Annotated in this window: 12 protein-coding genes, 2 tRNA genes and 1 pseudogene; 2 read left to right on the forward strand and 13 right to left on the reverse strand. The window is 65.6% G+C overall.

The annotated features are described in order from the left end of the window. Positions 1-230: 230 nt before the first annotated feature. From IOC69_RS08380 to IOC69_RS08440, 13 genes and pseudogenes are all read right to left on the reverse strand, one after another. Entirely contained in the window at positions 231-1,031 is an 801-nt protein-coding gene (locus tag IOC69_RS08380) for a carnitinyl-CoA dehydratase (RefSeq protein ID WP_290543094.1), read from the reverse strand. After that, on the reverse strand, positions 1,028-3,064 hold the full coding sequence (locus IOC69_RS08385) for an acetate--CoA ligase family protein (RefSeq protein WP_290543095.1): 2,037 nt from the start codon (positions 3,062-3,064) through the stop codon (positions 1,028-1,030). The genes IOC69_RS08380 and IOC69_RS08385 overlap by 4 nt, the downstream gene beginning before the upstream one ends. A gap of 117 nt (positions 3,065-3,181) precedes the next feature. Continuing rightward, the gene (locus tag IOC69_RS08390; protein WP_290543096.1) at positions 3,182-4,345 is read right to left on the reverse strand and encodes an acyl-CoA dehydrogenase family protein; all 1,164 of its coding nucleotides are present in this window, start codon (positions 4,343-4,345) and stop codon (positions 3,182-3,184) included. Between the two features lie 10 nt (positions 4,346-4,355). Beyond that, on the reverse strand, positions 4,356-5,126 hold the full coding sequence (locus tag IOC69_RS08395; RefSeq protein ID WP_290543097.1) for an SDR family oxidoreductase: 771 nt from the start codon (positions 5,124-5,126) through the stop codon (positions 4,356-4,358). An 11-nt stretch (positions 5,127-5,137) separates the two neighbouring features. After that, the gene (locus IOC69_RS08400) at positions 5,138-6,163 is read right to left on the reverse strand and encodes a 3-hydroxyacyl-CoA dehydrogenase NAD-binding domain-containing protein (protein WP_290543098.1); all 1,026 of its coding nucleotides are present in this window, start codon (positions 6,161-6,163) and stop codon (positions 5,138-5,140) included. A gap of 59 nt (positions 6,164-6,222) precedes the next feature. Beyond that, entirely contained in the window at positions 6,223-7,113 is an 891-nt protein-coding gene (locus tag IOC69_RS08405; protein WP_290543099.1) for a 3-keto-5-aminohexanoate cleavage protein, read from the reverse strand. 281 nt (positions 7,114-7,394) lie between these two features. Further along, positions 7,395-7,471, reverse strand: a tRNA-Arg gene (locus tag IOC69_RS08410). Continuing rightward, positions 7,449-7,598, reverse strand: a complete 150-nt coding sequence (locus tag IOC69_RS08415; protein ID WP_290543100.1) for a hypothetical protein — start codon at positions 7,596-7,598, stop codon at positions 7,449-7,451. The genes IOC69_RS08410 and IOC69_RS08415 overlap by 23 nt, the downstream gene beginning before the upstream one ends. A 110-nt stretch (positions 7,599-7,708) precedes the next feature. After that, positions 7,709-7,785, reverse strand: a tRNA-Arg gene (locus tag IOC69_RS08420). A gap of 103 nt (positions 7,786-7,888) precedes the next feature. Then, positions 7,889-8,836 carry a CarD family transcriptional regulator gene (locus IOC69_RS08425; RefSeq protein ID WP_290543101.1) on the reverse strand — a complete coding sequence of 316 codons (948 nt, stop codon included), beginning with the start codon at positions 8,834-8,836 and terminating at the stop codon, positions 7,889-7,891. 530 nt (positions 8,837-9,366) lie between these two features. After that, positions 9,367-9,705, reverse strand: a complete 339-nt coding sequence (fdxA, locus tag IOC69_RS08430) for a ferredoxin FdxA (protein WP_290543102.1) — start codon at positions 9,703-9,705, stop codon at positions 9,367-9,369. 117 nt (positions 9,706-9,822) lie between these two features. Then, positions 9,823-10,086: pseudogene (locus IOC69_RS08435) on the reverse strand (S4 domain-containing protein); the annotation flags it as partial. Continuing rightward, on the reverse strand, positions 10,073-13,162 hold the full coding sequence (locus IOC69_RS08440) for a helicase-related protein (RefSeq protein ID WP_290543103.1): 3,090 nt from the start codon (positions 13,160-13,162) through the stop codon (positions 10,073-10,075). The pseudogene IOC69_RS08435 and the gene IOC69_RS08440, both read right to left, overlap by 14 nt. A 713-nt stretch (positions 13,163-13,875) precedes the next feature. Between IOC69_RS08440 and rpmB the strand changes: the two genes are divergently transcribed. Both rpmB and IOC69_RS08450 read left to right on the forward strand, forming a co-directional pair. Then, positions 13,876-14,172: a 50S ribosomal protein L28 gene (gene rpmB / locus IOC69_RS08445; protein WP_290543104.1), complete on the forward strand. Its 297-nt coding sequence runs from the start codon at positions 13,876-13,878 to the stop codon at positions 14,170-14,172. Positions 14,173-14,239: 67 nt separating this feature from the next. Continuing rightward, complete coding sequence (locus IOC69_RS08450) at positions 14,240-14,887, forward strand: DapH/DapD/GlmU-related protein (protein ID WP_290543105.1); 648 nt, start codon at positions 14,240-14,242, stop codon at positions 14,885-14,887. Positions 14,888-15,233 lie beyond the last annotated feature (346 nt).

The raw sequence follows: 15,233 nt of genomic DNA on the forward strand, positions 1-15,233 counted from the left end.
GCAGCCCAACCATCGCAATGCGCTCTTCCAATCGAGACGTCTCCCTGAATGGCATCGATCAAGCCTCCATATGAAGGCTCAAACTAAACTGTCAGGAATGTCGCCGGTCTATTCTGTCAGGGATGTAGCAGGTTCATACCGCGGTGCATCAGTCCCGGGCTTCCCTCATCTCCCCGTTGCTGGCGCAACGGGTCCCTTCTTCTCCCGCTGAAGGAGCGGGAGAAGACGTGTCACTTTCCCTTCCATTGCGGCTTGCGCTTCTCGGCGAAGGCGCGGGCGCCCTCGAGCTGGTCCTCGCTGGAATAGAGCGCGTCCACGGTCTTGAGCTTGCGCCTGGTCACCATGTCGAAGGCCTGCTGCACGGGAAGATGCGCCGTCTCGCGGGTAATCTCCTTGATTGCGGCGAAGACCAGCGGCGGGCCATCGGCCAGCTGACCGGCCACTTCATGGGCGCGCGCCATCAGCTGGCCGGCCGGAACGATCTCGTTGATCAGGCCCCAGTGCCTGGCTTCCTCGGCGTCGATGCGGCGGCCGGTGAACAGCATTTCCATGGCGACTGCATGGGGAATGCGGCGTGGCAGTTTGATCGAGGCGGCGTCCGCCACCGTGCCGGAGTTGATTTCCGGCAGCGCGAAGGTTGCGTGCTCGGCGGCGATGACGATGTCACACGAGATCATGATCTCGAAGCCGCCGCCGAAGGCCAGCCCATTCACCGCGCAGATGACGGGCTTGTTGAGGCCGGGAAGCTCCTGCAACCCGCCGAAACCGCCCACGCCATAATCCGAGTCCGGCGCCTCGCCTTCCGCTGCCGCCTTGAGATCCCAGCCGGGGCAGAAGAATTTTTCGCCTGTGCCGGTGAGAATGGCCACGCGCAGCTCCGGGTCATCGCGGAAGCCCGCAAAGATGTCGCCCATGATGCGGCTGGTCGCGGCGTCGATGGCATTGGCCTTGCCGCGCCCGATCCGGACCTCGAGCACGCGGCCGCGCCTCGAAACATGGATCGGTCCGGCGGCGGTTTCGCTGACGGTCATGGCATCCTCATCTTGATCAAAGCATCGACGGCGACGGCGCCGTCCTTGAGAACGAGCAGGGGGTTGACGTCGACTTCCTCCACCAGCCCGCGATTGGCGTTGGCGAAATCGGCCACGGCCTCCACCGCGCGGAACACCGCCCCGGCGTCACCCGACCTGCCGCGGAAACCCTCAACGAGGGTCCATACCCGCAGCGTCTTCAGCGCGCGCTCGATTTCGCTGCGTGTGGTGGGCAGGATCAGCGTCACCGTGTCCTTGAGGAGCTCGGTGAGGATGCCGCCCGCGCCGACCACGAGTGCCGTGCCGAATTGCGGGTCCGAGGTGAGGCCGACGATGAGCTCGGCGACCGCCTCCGTCACCATGCGCTCCACCAGCACGTCGGGCGCGAGCTTCGCCATGCGCATCGCGGCCTCCTCCACCTCGGCGGCGGAGCGCAGGTTCAGCGCCACGCCGCCCGCTTCCGTCTTGTGGGCGATGGCGGCGGAGGACACTTTGAGGGTGACCGGATAGCCGAGCTTCTCCGCCGCGGCCACGGCTTCCTCCGCCGCGCAGACGATGCCCTCGGGGACGGCGAGGCCATGCTTCCTCAAGAGTTCCTTGGCGGCGGACTCGCTGAAGATGTGTTCCTCGCGGCCCCTGCGCACGGGCGCCAGCATCTCCGGCGGCGCTTCGCCGCGCGCCCAGTTGCGGCCGATGAGGGCGGCTGCCTCGAAGGCAGTCAGCGCGTCATCGAGGCCCATCATGGGTGCAACGCCCGCCGCTGAGAGTTCATCCGCCAGCCACAGCGGCATGCCCTCGGAAAGCGAGGCGACGACCGCGGCGCGGGCTCCCGTGGCTTTCGCCGCTCCCGCCATCGCGCGCGCCGTGGTGGCCCAGCTGTCCGGCTTCATCCTGGGATGGGTCGGCGTGTCGAGGATCACCATGGAGACATCAAAACCGCCCTTCAGCACCTGCGTGAAGGTGGCGGTCAGCTTCTCCGGCTGGCCCCAGATGAAGGTGTGGTAGTCCAGCGGGTTTTCAATCGCCACGTACTCGTTGAGAGTCGCCGCCACGCGCGGCCTGGTGGCCGCGTTGAAGGGCGGGAAGCTCACCTTCCGTTCGAGCGCCATGTCCGCGACGAGGGCCGCTTCACCCCCGGAACAGGACAGCGACACCAGCCGCGAGTCCGCGATGGGCCCGCCATTGTGCAGGAACTTCAGCGTCTCGGCGAAGGCGGAGACGGATTTCATGCGCGCGATGCCATAGCGCTCGAACAGCGCGTCATAAAGCGTGTCGGCGCCGGCCAGCGAGGAGGTGTGGCTCATCGCCACCCTGGCGCCCTGTTCGGAGCGCCCGGTCTTCAGCACCACGATGGGTTTCATGCGGCGGCGCGCGGCGCCCGCGGCCCTGGCGAAGGCGGCGACATCCGGCAGGCCCTCGACGTGGAGGCCAATGGCCGAGATGCGCGGGTCGGCGGAGAGTGTCTCCACCATGTCATGCATGCCGACATCGACCTGGTTGCCGATGGAGAACACGGCGGCCACGGGCAGGCCCCGCCTCATCATGGTGAAGTTGCAGGCGATGTTGCCGGACTGGGTGATGAGCGCCACGCCGCGCTCCACCGGTTCGAGCCCCGTCTCGTCCGGCCACAGGGCGGCGCGCGAGAGGGTGTTGACGAAGCCATAGCAATTGGGGCCCATCAGCGGCATGCCGTTGGCGGCCGCCAGCAGCTTGCGCTGGAGTTCGGCGTTGCCCGTCTCGGCGAAGCCCGCGGCATAGATCACCGCGCCGCCGCAGCCCTTCTTGCTCAGGGCACGGACGACCTCGATGGTGGGCTCGTTCTTCACCGCGATGAAGGCGGCATCGACGGCTTCCGGAATGTCCCCGGCTGATTTCAGCGTGGGCACGCCCGAAAGCTCTTCGCGCCTGGGGTGCACGGCATGGATCGCGCCGGTGAAGCCCAGTTCGCGCGTGCGGCGAATGGCGATGGCGCATTCATTGCCGCCGACGAAGGCGATGGACCCGGGGTTGAGGAGGCGGGCGAGGCTCTTCATCGTCGCCTCCCGCGCGCGGGAGAGGAAGGAGCCTGCGGCCCCTCACCTCCGCGCCGCAAGCGGCGGGTCCCTTCCTCTCCCGCGCGCGGGAGAGGACGTTTTGCGCGCCACCTCATGTCAACCGCCCAGCGGCCGCAGCAGCGCGCGGGAGATGATGTGGCGCTGGATTTCGCTCGTGCCCTCCCAGATGCGCTCCACCCGCGCGTCGCGCCAGATGCGCTCCAGGGGCAGGTCCGACATCAGCCCCATGCCGCCATGGATCTGGATCGCCTCATCGGCCACGAAGGCCAGCATCTCGGTGGCCTTCAGCTTCGCCATGGCCATGTCCATGTCGGTTGCGGTTTTCTGGTCGAACTTCCAGGCGGCTTCCAGCGTCAGGAGTTCCGCCGCCTTCAGCTCCAGCGCCATGTCGGCGAGCTTGAAGGACACGCCCTGAAACTTGCCGATCTGCTGGCCGAACTGCTGACGGTCGACTGCATATTGTTTCGCGTGGCCGAGCGCGCGCTCGGCCCTCCCGATGCAGGTGGCCGCGACCTGCAGGCGCGTGGCGCCCAGCCAGTCGTTCGCCACCTCGAAGCCCTTGTGGATTTCGCCCAGCACTTGCGATTTGTGCACCCGGCAATCGCTGAACTCGAGGATGCAGTTGTTGTAGCCGCGGTGCGAGACGTTCCTGTAGCCGGGGCGCACGGTGAAGCCGGGCGTGCCCATGTCAATGAGGAAGGCGGTGATCAGCTTCTTCCTGCCGCGCGGGGTTTCCTCCTCGCCCGTCGCGGCGAAGAGGATGACGAAGCCCGCCTCGTCGGCATGGCTGATGAAGTGCTTCGTGCCGTTGATGACGAAATCATCGCCATCCCGCCTGGCGAAGGTTTTCATGCCGCGCATGTCGGAGCCCACGCCGGGCTCCGTCATGGCGAGGCAGTCCGGTTTCTCGCCGCGCACCGCGGGCAAGAGGTATGTCTCGCGCTGGTCGCCCTCGCAGGCCATGAGGATGTTGGAGGGACGCGCCACGCAGGTCCAGTGCAGCGCATAATTGGCGCGGCCCAGTTCCTTCTCGTAGAGCACCCAGGTGAGCGTATCCAATCCAGCGCCGCCCACTTCGGCGGGCATGTTGGCGGCATAGAGCCCGGCCTCGATGGCCTTGGCCTTGATCTTGTCGCGGAGATCATGGCGCAGAACGCCCGTCTCCTCGATTTCGGCCTCGTGCGGGTAAAGCTCGTTCTCGACGAAGTCGCGCGCCGTCTTGACGATCATCTGCTGTTCGCCGGTGAGATTGAAATCCATCAGGTTCCGCTCACTTGATGTGGAAGGTTTCGACATGGCCGTCGATGGCAATGTCCTGACCGTTGATCATGAAGGCGGCGGGCGAGGCGAGGTAGACGGCGAGCGCCGCCACCTCATGCGCCTCGGTCAGGCGTTCGAGCGACTGGTTGCCGACGATCTCCTTCGCCACCACCTCGAAGGGCACGCCGCGCACACTGGCCTCGCCCTGGATCACCCGGTTGATGCGGTCGCCCTTCACCGAGCCGGGGCAGATCGCATTGGAGCGGCAGCCATGGGGGCCGAGCTCGATCGCCAGCGATTTGGTGAGGCCGATGACGCCCCACTTCGCCGCCGCATAGGGCGTGCGGTTGCCGAAGCCGTGCTGGCCGGCATTGGACGAGATGTTGAGGATGAGGCCGGACTTTTGCGCCTTCATCACCGGGGCGGCCCGGCGCGCGCAGAGGAAGTAGCTGTCGAGGCAGATGTCCAGGCACTCGCGCCAGCTTTCGAGCTCGATGTCCTCGACGGGGGCGGTGGGACCCTTGATGCCGGCATTGTTGACCATGACGTCGAGACCGCCCAGGTCATCGAGCGCGTCATCGAACCAGGCGTCGATCTCGCCCTCGCTCCGCACATTCACCCTGCTTGCCGCGATGTCCGGGAACTCGCGCCGGAACTCAGCGAGCGCAGCCTCGTTCACATCGCAGATGTGAACCTTCGCCCCTTCCGCCGCGAAGGCGCGGGCAATCGACTTGCCGATCCCGTCCGCCGCGGCGGTGATCATCACGCGTTGCTGGGACATGCCGTTCCTCCTCAGGTCCTGGCCTTCCTGCGGGCCTTCGTCTCACGTTCGAGCACCAGGCCCGAGCCGATCCTGTGCTTCTTGAACAGTTTCATCATGTCCACCAGCACGGCGTTGCGTTTGGCCTCGATTTCCGAAACCTTGCGCCCGGCGGCCTGGGCTTCGCAACCCTCGACGAGGCGCTTTTCCAGCGCGTCGTTCCACTTCGGGAATTTGAGGTCGGTCCAGTCAAGTTCCAGCGCCGGGTCGAACTGCTTGATGAAGTCGCGCATGCCGCCGGGGCCGCCGGCCAGATGGTAGGTCATGAAGGAGCCCATGAAGGCCCAGCGCATGCCGGCGGAATAGACGATCGAATCGTCGATGTCGCCCGTCGTGCCGATGTCCTTGTTGAGGATGTGCAGCGCCTCGCGCCACAGCGCTTCCTGCAGGCGGTCGCAGATATAGCCCATGATCTCCCTCTTGAGCCGCAGCACATGCATGCCGATGGCTTCGAAATACTCCGCCGCGCGGTCCATCGCCTCGGTGGAGGTCTTCCCGCCAGGCACGAGTTCGACCAGCGGCAGGAGATAGACCGGATTGAAGGGGTGGCCGATCACCACGCGGCCGGGATGCCGGCACTGGCTCTGGAGATTGCTGGGCAGGAAGCCCGAGGAGGACGACGCGATGATGACGTGCGGTGCTGCCACCGCGTCTATGTCGCGGAACAGCGTGATCTTCAGTTCCTCGCGCTCCGGCGCTGCCTCATGGATGAATTGGGCCCTGGAGGCCATCACCTTCAGGTCGGTGGTGAAGGTGAGCTTGCCCTTCTTCCGGGGCTTGCCGAGGAGGGCCTCGAGCGAGGGCCAGGCCGTCTTGATCTGGGCCTTGAGCTTTTCCTCCGCGGCGGGCGAGACGTCATAGGCGACAACATCATAGCCGCGGAACAGCAGCCGCGCCGCCCAGCCCGCGCCGATGAGTCCTGTGCCGGCGATGCCGACGGTCCTGATCTTCGGGGTTTTGGATGTCCCGGACTTCTTTTTCGCAGCGGCTTTGGCCATGGAGCGCCTTCCTGTCGGTTTGCTTTCCCGCCCCAAAGGTGAGGGCGGCCTGATATAACTTACGTCCTGGGCTTCAGCTGGAGGATCTCGCGGCCCTCGTCGGGCGAGGCGGCCCGGGCGCCGAGGAGCTCGATGATCTTCACCGCCTTCTCGACCAGCGTGCCGTTGGAGGCGTGGACACCGCGCTCGAGCCACAGATTGTCCTCAAGGCCGACGCGCACGTGGCCGCCCAGCAGCACGGCCTGGGCCACGGCGGGGAACTCGTTGCGGCCGATGCCGAAGGCGGCCCAGATGGCATCCGGCGGAAGCTGGCCCTTCTGGTAGGCCATGGTCTCGGTGTCATAGGGCGCGCCCCACGGGATGCCGAGGCAGAGCTGGAACAATGGCGGACCCTCAATCAGGCCCTCGGCCACAAGCTGCTTGCCGAACCAGAGGTTTCCGCTGTCGAAGATCTCCATCTCGGGCTTCACGCCATAGGATTTGATGAGGCGGGCCTGCTCGCGCAGCTGGGCGGGGGTCTGCACCACGATCGAGTTGCCATCGCCGAAGTTCAGCGTGCCGCAGTCCAGCGTGCAGATTTCGGGGCGGAGCTCCTTCACATGGACCAGGCGCTCCTCCGGGCCCACGCAATCCGTGCCGGGGCCGAAGTCCAGCGGCTTCTCGCCTGAGCCCACCTCCACGTCGCCGCCCATGCCGGCGGTGAGGTTGATGATGACGTCCCTGTTCTGCGCCCGGATGCGCTCCATCACCTCGGCGTAATACGCGACCTTGCGCGAGCCCTTGCCGGTGGACGGCTCACGCACATGGCAGTGGACCACCGTGGCGCCGGCACGCGCGGCCTCGAGGGCCGAATTGGCGATCTGCTCCGGGGTGACCGGAATGGCCGGGTGCTTGCCGACGGTGTCGCCCGCTCCGGTGACCGCGCAGGTGATGATGACTTTGGGCTGCATGTAATTCTCCTCGCTGTGGCGGCGGAGGATAGAGCAGGATTCGGTTCAGTGGAATCGGAACATGCTCTCTCTTTGTTCGGTCGCATTTTCGACGGTCAGCCGGTGTCCACCTGACCTGAAAATGCTTTATCGGTTCTCACAGGGTACACGTTTTGGGAAGCCTTCGACCCTTCTCCTTGCCGGTCCTTCGGAGTGGAGCGAGCCTCGGCCAGAGGCGCAGGGCAGGGCCGCGGCGCCCATCGGGAGCGAACTGAAAAACCAATGCAATGTCGTGAAGTTATTGGCGCGCCCGACAGGATTCGAACCCATGACCCCCAGATTCGTAGTCTGGTGCTCTATCCAGCTGAGCTACGGGCGCTGACTTGGGTGTCTCTAATCGGTAACTGCGGCGAATGCAAGTCCGAGCTGGTTGCTTCGATCTGCGCCTTGATCTGCACGCAATGGCCGTGGATGCCGACTGTCTTGCCCGCACCGTTGACGATCATGGCGTTCTCCTTCTCGATCCTCACGCGTTTGGCGTGGCCCGGCATGCTGCGCGCGACCGGCGGGCCTGACCGTCAGAAGACTGCCATCTCAGATAGGATCTCAGATCAAATGGCGGCCCCGACAGGATTCGAACCTGTGACCCTCAGTTTAGGAAACTGATGCTCTATCCAGCTGAGCTACGGGACCAGACCGTCCGTCTTTCTAACGCCTTGCGCCGGATTTGGGAAGCCATCATGGAATGAAAAGGCCCGGCGCGGGGCCGGGCCTTTCGCGGATGGGGGAGAGCCGGTCAGGCGGCTTCGTTGGCGGCCACCTCATCCTCGGATTTTTCGCCGGCGGGGCGCTTGGCATTCCGCGAGAGGAAGTCCTCAAGCTCCTTCACCGCCTGATCGTCATCGATCTTCTTCACGGCGGCGATTTCGCGGGCCATGCGGTCCAGCGCCTGCTCGAAGAGCTGGCGTTCGGAGTAGGACTGCTCGGGCTGGCGCTCGGAGCGGTAGAGGTCGCGCACCACCTCGGCGACGGCCATGATGTCGCCCGAGTTGATCTTCGCGTCATATTCCTGGGCGCGGCGCGACCACATGGTGCGCTTGATGCGGGCGCGGCCCCTCAGCACCTTAAGCGCCGCCTCGATCTGCGGCTTGTCGGACAGGCGGCGCATGCCCTTCTGTTCGGCACGGCTGGTCGGCACCTTGAGGCGGAGCTTCTCCTTCTCGAACTCGACGATATAGAGCTCAAGCTTCACGCCGGCGATTTCCTGCTCCTCGATCATCGAGACCTTGCCCACGCCATGGGCGGGATAGACCACCAGTTCATTGACCTTGAACACCAGCTTGCGGACAACCGGGGCGGCCGCCGCAGGAGCCGCGGCAGCGACCGGCTTCTGGGCCGGCGCAGGCCGGGGCGCTGCGGACTTTGTTGCCGCAACGGGGGCAGCAGGCTTGGCCGCCTTCCTGGCCTCCGGCGCGGGCTTGGCCGCGGCAGCCGCCTTGGCGGCGGGCTTTACGGCAGCAGCAGCAGGCTCCGCGGCAGCGGCGGGCTTGGCCGATGCCTTGGCAGCAGGTTTCACGGCAGCAGCCTTGACCGCGGGCTTGCCGACGGGCTTCACAGCCTTGGCAGGGGCGGCGGGCTTCCTGGCGGCTGCGACCTGCTTTGCGGTCTTCTTCGGGGTCGGCGTGGTCTTGGCTCTGGCGGCAGGCTTCTTAGGGGCTGCTGCTTTCGTCTTGCTCTTCGTCATGTCTCGTCCTTCGCCCTTTGCCCAATCTTGTTATTGAATATGCGGTCCGTTGGCGGAGAACGGTGGGACGAGCGGCGCGGCCCTTGCGGATCGCGCAACTTGCCTTCTCGTCCAGTTCCCGTAACCGGTGCTTCCATGCCCTCCCGTCCGAAGGGCGCCCTGTGGCCCCTGTCGCCGTCCGTGGCTTGCCGGCACGCGCACCAAAATCCGGGCTCTTGGCCCGTTTTCCTTCACCCAATGCGAATTACATACTCATGACTGACTAAATATCACAAGTTTAAGCATTTTTAAAGGGGTAGACGTCCGTGTACGGCGGAATCTTGCGCGGCACACGGACGAATCTTGCGGAAAACGGTTAACGGCGCGGCGTGGCGCATGCCGGGCTTGCGCCTGGAGCATGATCCGCAAAAGTGGAACCGCTTTTGCGATAAGATCATGCTCAGGCTTTTGATCTGGCGCATGTTCCGCTGAGGCGGGTCCGCCTGAACGGAACATGCGACAGGGCACGGAAAGGGCCATGCGGGAAGGGCTCAGCCGCCCTCGCCGGGATTGGGCGAGAAATATTTCTCAAGCTTCCCCTCCACCCCGTCAAACTCCTTGGCGTCCGCCGGAGCCTCCCGCTTCGTGGTGATGTTGGGCCACTGGGAGGCATATTCGGTATTGAGCTTCAGCCAGGATTCAAGGCCGGGCTCGGTATCGGGCTTGATCGCCTCGGCCGGGCATTCGGGCTCGCAGACGCCGCAGTCGATGCATTCATCCGGGTGGATGACCAGCATGTTCTCGCCCTCGTAGAAGCAGTCCACGGGGCACACTTCCACGCAATCCATATATTTGCATTTGATGCAATTGTCGGTGACGATATAGGTCATAGGCTCAACCGTTCTTTATTCCGAACGTTTCCTAGCAAGTTCTAGTCGGGCTTGCACCATCTTTTGCGGCGCTTCCTCATCCGGAGCGGACATGTCTGATGGTTGGCCCGGCTCGCGGTAGAGCAGACGGGCCGCCGCGGCGGACCCGCGCCGCCCGGCCAGCCCCGCGACGCGCAGAACGCGCACCCTGGAATTGAGCACGATGGTCAGAACGTCGCCGGGCCTCACCCCATGGGCGGGCTTCAGCGTCTTCTGGCCGTTGAGGCGGACGCGGCCGGACTCCACGAGGCTGGCGGCGGCCTCCCTGGTCTTCACCACGCGGGTGAACCACAGCCACTTGTCGAGGCGCTGGCGCGCCTGCTGCTCGTCACTTGCCGCCAAGCTTCGCCTTCAGCGCCCCCAGCACGGCGAAGGGGGAATCGGGGTCGATCGGCTTCTCCGCGCGGGGCTTGCGCTCCTGGAACTCGGGCTTGCGGTCCTCCCGGCGGGGCTTGCGGTCCTGGCGGCTTTCCTGGCGCGCCTCCTGGCCTTCCGCCCGGTCCTCGCGCGGCTTGCCGCCCCTGCCGGGGTGGCGGTGCGGTCGGCCACCCTCGCGGCGGAGCGGTTCGCCCTCCGTCTTCTCCCCATCCCCGGGGGGCTTGGCCGGTGCGCGCTGCGGGCGGCGGTTTTGCTGCTGGCGCTCCGGCCGGTGGCGGAAGGGGCCGGTGTCCCGTGGCCACCATATGTCGATTTCCACCTCTTCCATGGCGATCCCGGGGGCGGCCACAGCATCGGCCGGGGCTTCAGTCCCGCCCTCCGCCGCAGAGATGGCGGGGATGGAGGGGGCCTCGACGGGCATGTCCGGCGCTTCCATGGGCAATGCAGGCCCGGCCGCCGCCTCTTCAGGCTGCGGCGCCGCCGCTTCGGCAGGAATCGGGGCTTCCGGCGGCGTGGGGGCAGGGGCCTCGCCGGGCGCATTGCCCGGCAGCTCCTGCGGCGTGCCGGGGGCAACCTCGGCGGCAGCGGCAGAAGCCGGGCGCTTCACCGTCTTCTTCTGCATGCGGTAGTCGAGGCTCCTCAGGATGCCGAGGAAATCCTCGCCCGAGCAGCCGACGAGCGACATCATGTCGGGCACCACGGTGAAGCCGCCGCCCTCCACGGAGCCCGAGGGGCGCGCCTCTTCGGGAAAGCGCGGACGCCAGAACACGCGTTCGCGGATCACGTCCGCCAGGCGCTCCAGCATGTCGATGCGGACCACGCGCGAGCCGCAGATGCGATAGCCGCACACGCCATAGAAGCCCCTGGGCGTCGAGCGGTCGAAGCTGGCGGAGGTGAGGCCCTGGCCCGGAGGCTGGGGAAGGGCCGCAGGCTCGAGCTTGCCGTCCTTTTGCAGGCCGAGCGCCCAGAGCAGCAGGCGGAGCTCGGTGGCGGCAGGCTTCAACAGGGCCGGCACATAGACGTTGAAGGCGCCGAAGCGCGCGCCGAAGGCGCGCAGCTTGGCGCGGTCGTCCTGGCTCAGGCCCTTCACTTCCCCGGCCACGGTGTCACGCGGGAGAACGCCCAGCGTTTCCACCAGGCGATAGGCGATGCCGCGGGAAATGCCTTCGAGGCCTTCGCCCTCCTCGAGCTTCACGAGCGGTTCGAGCAGGGCGGCGATGTGGCGGCCGATGAATTTCTGGAGGCGGGCCTGCACGTCCTCGCGCCCGGAGCCCGACAACTGGTCGCCGGCGATGACGGCGGCGCGCGGACTGAGCAGCGTGGCGCCCGGCTCGAGCTTTCCGACGGGCGCGTGGTTCCAGATGATCTGGCCATCCCGGGTGAGTTTCAGGTCGGTGTCGGCGGAGGCGGCGACCGCCCTGGCGCGGGCGGTGATTTCGGCGGCCACCGCCGACATGGCGGCGGCCTTCAGCGCCCGGGCCTCCGCACCCTCGGCGGCGCCGTCCGGCACGAATAGGAAGCCCCTGATCCGGCCAATATACTCGCCCTCGACGTGGATGGCGCCATCTTCATCAACAGTCGACATCAATTCTTCCTTCTGGGCCAGGCGCTTCATCAGCACGCTGGTGCGGCGGTCGATAAAACGCTGTGTCAGCCGCTCATGCAAGGCATCCGACAGCTTGTCCTCTATCTCTCTCGCGTGGGATTGCCAATAGAGAGGCGCCTTGAGCCAGTCGGGCCGGTTGGCAACGAATGTCCAGGTGCGGATGTGGCTGATGCGGTTCGACAGCGTGTCGAGGTCGCCAGCCGTGTTCTCGCAGAACTTCAGCTGGCGCAGGAACCACTCCTCGTCGATGAAACCATCGCCCGTCTGGAGATAGTGATAGATTTTCGCAACGATCGCGGCGTGCTCGGAGTTCGAGATGTTGCGGTAGTCAGGGATCTGGCAGACCTCCCACAGCCGCTCCACGTCCTTGCCTGAACCGGCCAGGTCGCGCGTGGCGGGGTCACGGGCCAGTGCTTCGAACGCCAGCACGTCGGCATTGGGCTGGGCGCGGGTGAGGCCCTGTTGCCGGGGCAGCAGGTTCAGCGACTGCCTGAGACGTTCGAGCGAGCCGAAGTCGAGATCGCGGTTGCGCCACTGCAGCATGCGCACGGCATCGAAGTTATGCGACTCGAGGCGTTCCACCACCTCCTGCTCGAACGGGTCCGCCTCGCCGGTGACGCCGAAGGTGCCGTCATTCATGTAGCGGCCCGCACGGCCCGCCACCTGGCCCAGTTCGGACGGATTGAGATGGCGGTACTGGAAGCCGTCGAACTTGCGCGTCGAGGCGAAGGCCACATGATCGACATCCATGTTGAGGCCCATGCCGATGGCATCCGTCGCCACGATGTAGTCGACATCGCCCGACTGATAGAGCGCCACCTGCGCATTGCGCGTGCGCGGGCTGAGCGCGCCGAGGACGACGGCAGCACCGCCGCGCTGGCGGCGGATCAACTCGGCCGTCGCATAGACCATGTCGGCGGAGAAGGCGACAATGGCGGAGCGGCGCGGCAGTCGGGTGATCTTTTTCTGGCCCGCATAAAGAAGCTGCGAGAAGCGCGGGCGGGCGACGAATGTGGCACCCGGCAACAGCCGCTCCAGCAGGGGGCGCATGGTGGCGGCCCCCAGCAGCATGGTCTCGTCGCGGCCGCGCCGGTTGAGCACGCGATCGGTGAAGATGTGGCCGCGCTCGAAGTCGGCGCAGAGCTGCACCTCGTCGATGGCCAGGAAGGGCACATCCACATCGCCCGGCATGGCCTCCACGGTGCACACCCAGTAGCGCGCGGCGGCGGGGACGATCTTCTCCTCGCCGGTGACGAGCGCCACGGCGGCATCGCCGGTGCGCGCCCGCAGCTTGTCAAAGACCTCGCGCGCGAGGAGGCGGAGCGGAAGCCCGATCATGCCGCCGCCGTGCCCCAGCATGCGCTCCACCGCGAGGTGGGTCTTGCCGGTGTTGGTGGGGCCAAGCACGGCAGTGACGGTCTTGGGGGAGGGCATTAAGTGGCGGCTTCGGTAAATCCTTGGGGCACAGACTTGGGGCGGAGGCCACGAGAGGTCAAGAATTATCGCCCCGTTCTGAACCGCCTCATTAAGCTTTGGAGTCAAAGCGGAACGAACATGGCCCGAATCGCTGCAGGCAGGCTTTTCCGGGTTTGTTCCCAAGAGCATGATCTGCAAAAGTGGACCCGCTTTTGCGATAAGAACCTGCGCTGGCGCCGGTGCAGCATTTTCGGGGGGTTTGGAGTGGCCACGTTCCGGGCAGGACGTGACACAGCCGCCAATCGGCGGCGGGAACGGGGCTTAAAGCGTTAACGGGCAGCCGCGCGTGGTTGACGAATTGCGCCGCGCGAACGGGGCGGGATTGGGCCGTTCTTAACGGGTTGGATCATCCCCGGAACGGATCGCGCCCGAATCGCTCAAGGACGGATTTTCGCCGTTTGTTCTCCCCATATGTTGTGGCCGGTGTGGCTTAAGCCCACAAGTGCCCGGGAGAACACTGCACGCTGCGGATGGTCGGGCAGTGGCGGCGTTAACCCTGCTGTGCCAGATTGGGACATCGCGTTTGTTGAGACCTGCAAGGGCGCAACGGGGGCGCGCGTTGAGAATCTTCCCTTCCGGCTTGACCCCGCGCGCTGCGCCCACTATAGACCTGCCATCCGAACCGGGGGCGTCCTGCCGCCCGGCCTCGATTTCATTTTGGAGTTAAGCCCATGGCCCGCCGTTGTGAGTTGACGGGAAAGAACGCGCTGGTTGGCAACAAGGTCAGCCATGCCAACAACAAGACCAAGACCCGCTTCATGCCGAATCTGTGCGACGTGAGCCTCATGAGCGATGCGATGGGCCTCACCTACCGTCTGCGCATTTCGGCCATCGCGCTGAAGTCGGTGGAGCATGTGGGCGGCCTCGATGCCTTCCTGATGAAGGCCGACACCGCCAATCTTTCGGACAAGGCCGCGCGCCTCAAGCGTTCGATCGCCAGGAAGCTGGAAGCCGTCAAGGCCGCCTGATCTTACCGTTGGGACCGAAATTGAAAGCCGCTCCAACCGGGGCGGCTTTTGCTTTATGGGTCATGCCATGAGCGGGACTGAAAAGAAAAGCGGGCAGGCGCCGCGGGACGGCACGCCGAAGGTCCACGCCTCGGCCGTCACGCGCAACGCCGCGCTGGGCCGTTTCACGGAACTGAAGGAGCGGGTGCAGTTCCTCGACTCCGCGCTTGGTGATTATTCCTATATCGAGCGGGATTCCGAAGCGACTTACGCGGAGGTCGGCAAGTTCTGCTCCATCGCCGCACAGGTGCGGATCAATGCGCTGAACCACCCCATGGAGCGCATCAGCCAGCACAAGATCACCTATCGGCCCAACGAGTTCTTCGCCCATGCGAAGCTCGACAAGGGTTTCCGCGGGCAGCGCATCGCCGGCAAGGTGGCGATCGGGCACGATGTGTGGATCGGCCATGGCGCCATCATCCTGCCGGGCGTCGCCATCGGCCACGGCGCGGTGATTGCCGCGGGCGCGGTGGTGACGAAGGACGTTGCCCCCTATGCCATCGTGGCGGGCGTGCCGGCGCGGTTCCTCAAATGGCGGTTTGCGCCACAGGTGGCGGAGCGCATCATGCGGCTCGCCTGGTGGGACTGGGAGCATGAGCGGTTGGCGAAGGCGGTGGAGGACATGCGGGTGCTGAGCGTGGAGGCATTTCTGGCGACGTATGAATCCGCCCCCTGAACAATTCTCCAGCCATTGATTTCAGGCTCTGATTGCGTCGTTTGAAGTCTTCGCTTTCGCAGGAAAGCGGGGCGGTGGCCGTGGTTTCTCTGCAGATTCAACTTGCGCGGTCGTGTACTGATTTTGTTTTTCGAGCGGTGGCGGATTCGGTTAAGTCTTGCTCGGCTTGACACAACGGCCGCATGTTCATGCACCGTTTGGTTGACCGCTGGGTCATGGAAATCAAGATCTAGAGCGCCGGGCGGTCAATTGACTCCATTAGGATTTTCCTCCCCCTCGTGGGGAGGGGCAGGGGCGGGGGGCCCAGGAGTCCAATTCTCAAAGACCTGAGCCCGGGGACCCCCAC

The organism is Aestuariivirga sp. (assembly GCF_020252405.1).
In the GTDB taxonomy this organism is placed as follows: domain Bacteria; phylum Pseudomonadota; class Alphaproteobacteria; order Rhizobiales; family Aestuariivirgaceae; genus Aestuariivirga.

Bases quoted from the DNA above. Each gene is read 5' to 3' on its own strand.
- IOC69_RS08395 (WP_290543097.1), bottom strand. From the start codon at position 5,126: ATGTCCCAGCAACGCGTGATGATCACCGCCGCGGCGGACGGGATCGGC.
- IOC69_RS08425 (WP_290543101.1), bottom strand. From the start codon at position 8,836: ATGACGAAGAGCAAGACGAAAGCAGCAGCCCCTAAGAAGCCTGCCGCC.
- IOC69_RS08400 (WP_290543098.1), bottom strand. From the start codon at position 6,163: ATGGCCAAAGCCGCTGCGAAAAAGAAGTCCGGGACATCCAAAACCCCG.
- IOC69_RS08390 (WP_290543096.1), bottom strand. From the start codon at position 4,345: ATGGATTTCAATCTCACCGGCGAACAGCAGATGATCGTCAAGACGGCG.
- IOC69_RS08415 (WP_290543100.1), bottom strand. From the start codon at position 7,598: ATGATCGTCAACGGTGCGGGCAAGACAGTCGGCATCCACGGCCATTGC.
- rpmB (WP_290543104.1), top strand. From the start codon at position 13,876: ATGGCCCGCCGTTGTGAGTTGACGGGAAAGAACGCGCTGGTTGGCAAC.
- IOC69_RS08405 (WP_290543099.1), bottom strand. From the start codon at position 7,113: ATGCAGCCCAAAGTCATCATCACCTGCGCGGTCACCGGAGCGGGCGAC.
- fdxA (WP_290543102.1), bottom strand. From the start codon at position 9,705: ATGACCTATATCGTCACCGACAATTGCATCAAATGCAAATATATGGAT.
- IOC69_RS08385 (WP_290543095.1), bottom strand. From the start codon at position 3,064: ATGAAGAGCCTCGCCCGCCTCCTCAACCCCGGGTCCATCGCCTTCGTC.
- IOC69_RS08440 (WP_290543103.1), bottom strand. From the start codon at position 13,162: ATGCCCTCCCCCAAGACCGTCACTGCCGTGCTTGGCCCCACCAACACC.
- IOC69_RS08450 (WP_290543105.1), top strand. From the start codon at position 14,240: ATGAGCGGGACTGAAAAGAAAAGCGGGCAGGCGCCGCGGGACGGCACG.
- IOC69_RS08380 (WP_290543094.1), bottom strand. From the start codon at position 1,031: ATGACCGTCAGCGAAACCGCCGCCGGACCGATCCATGTTTCGAGGCGC.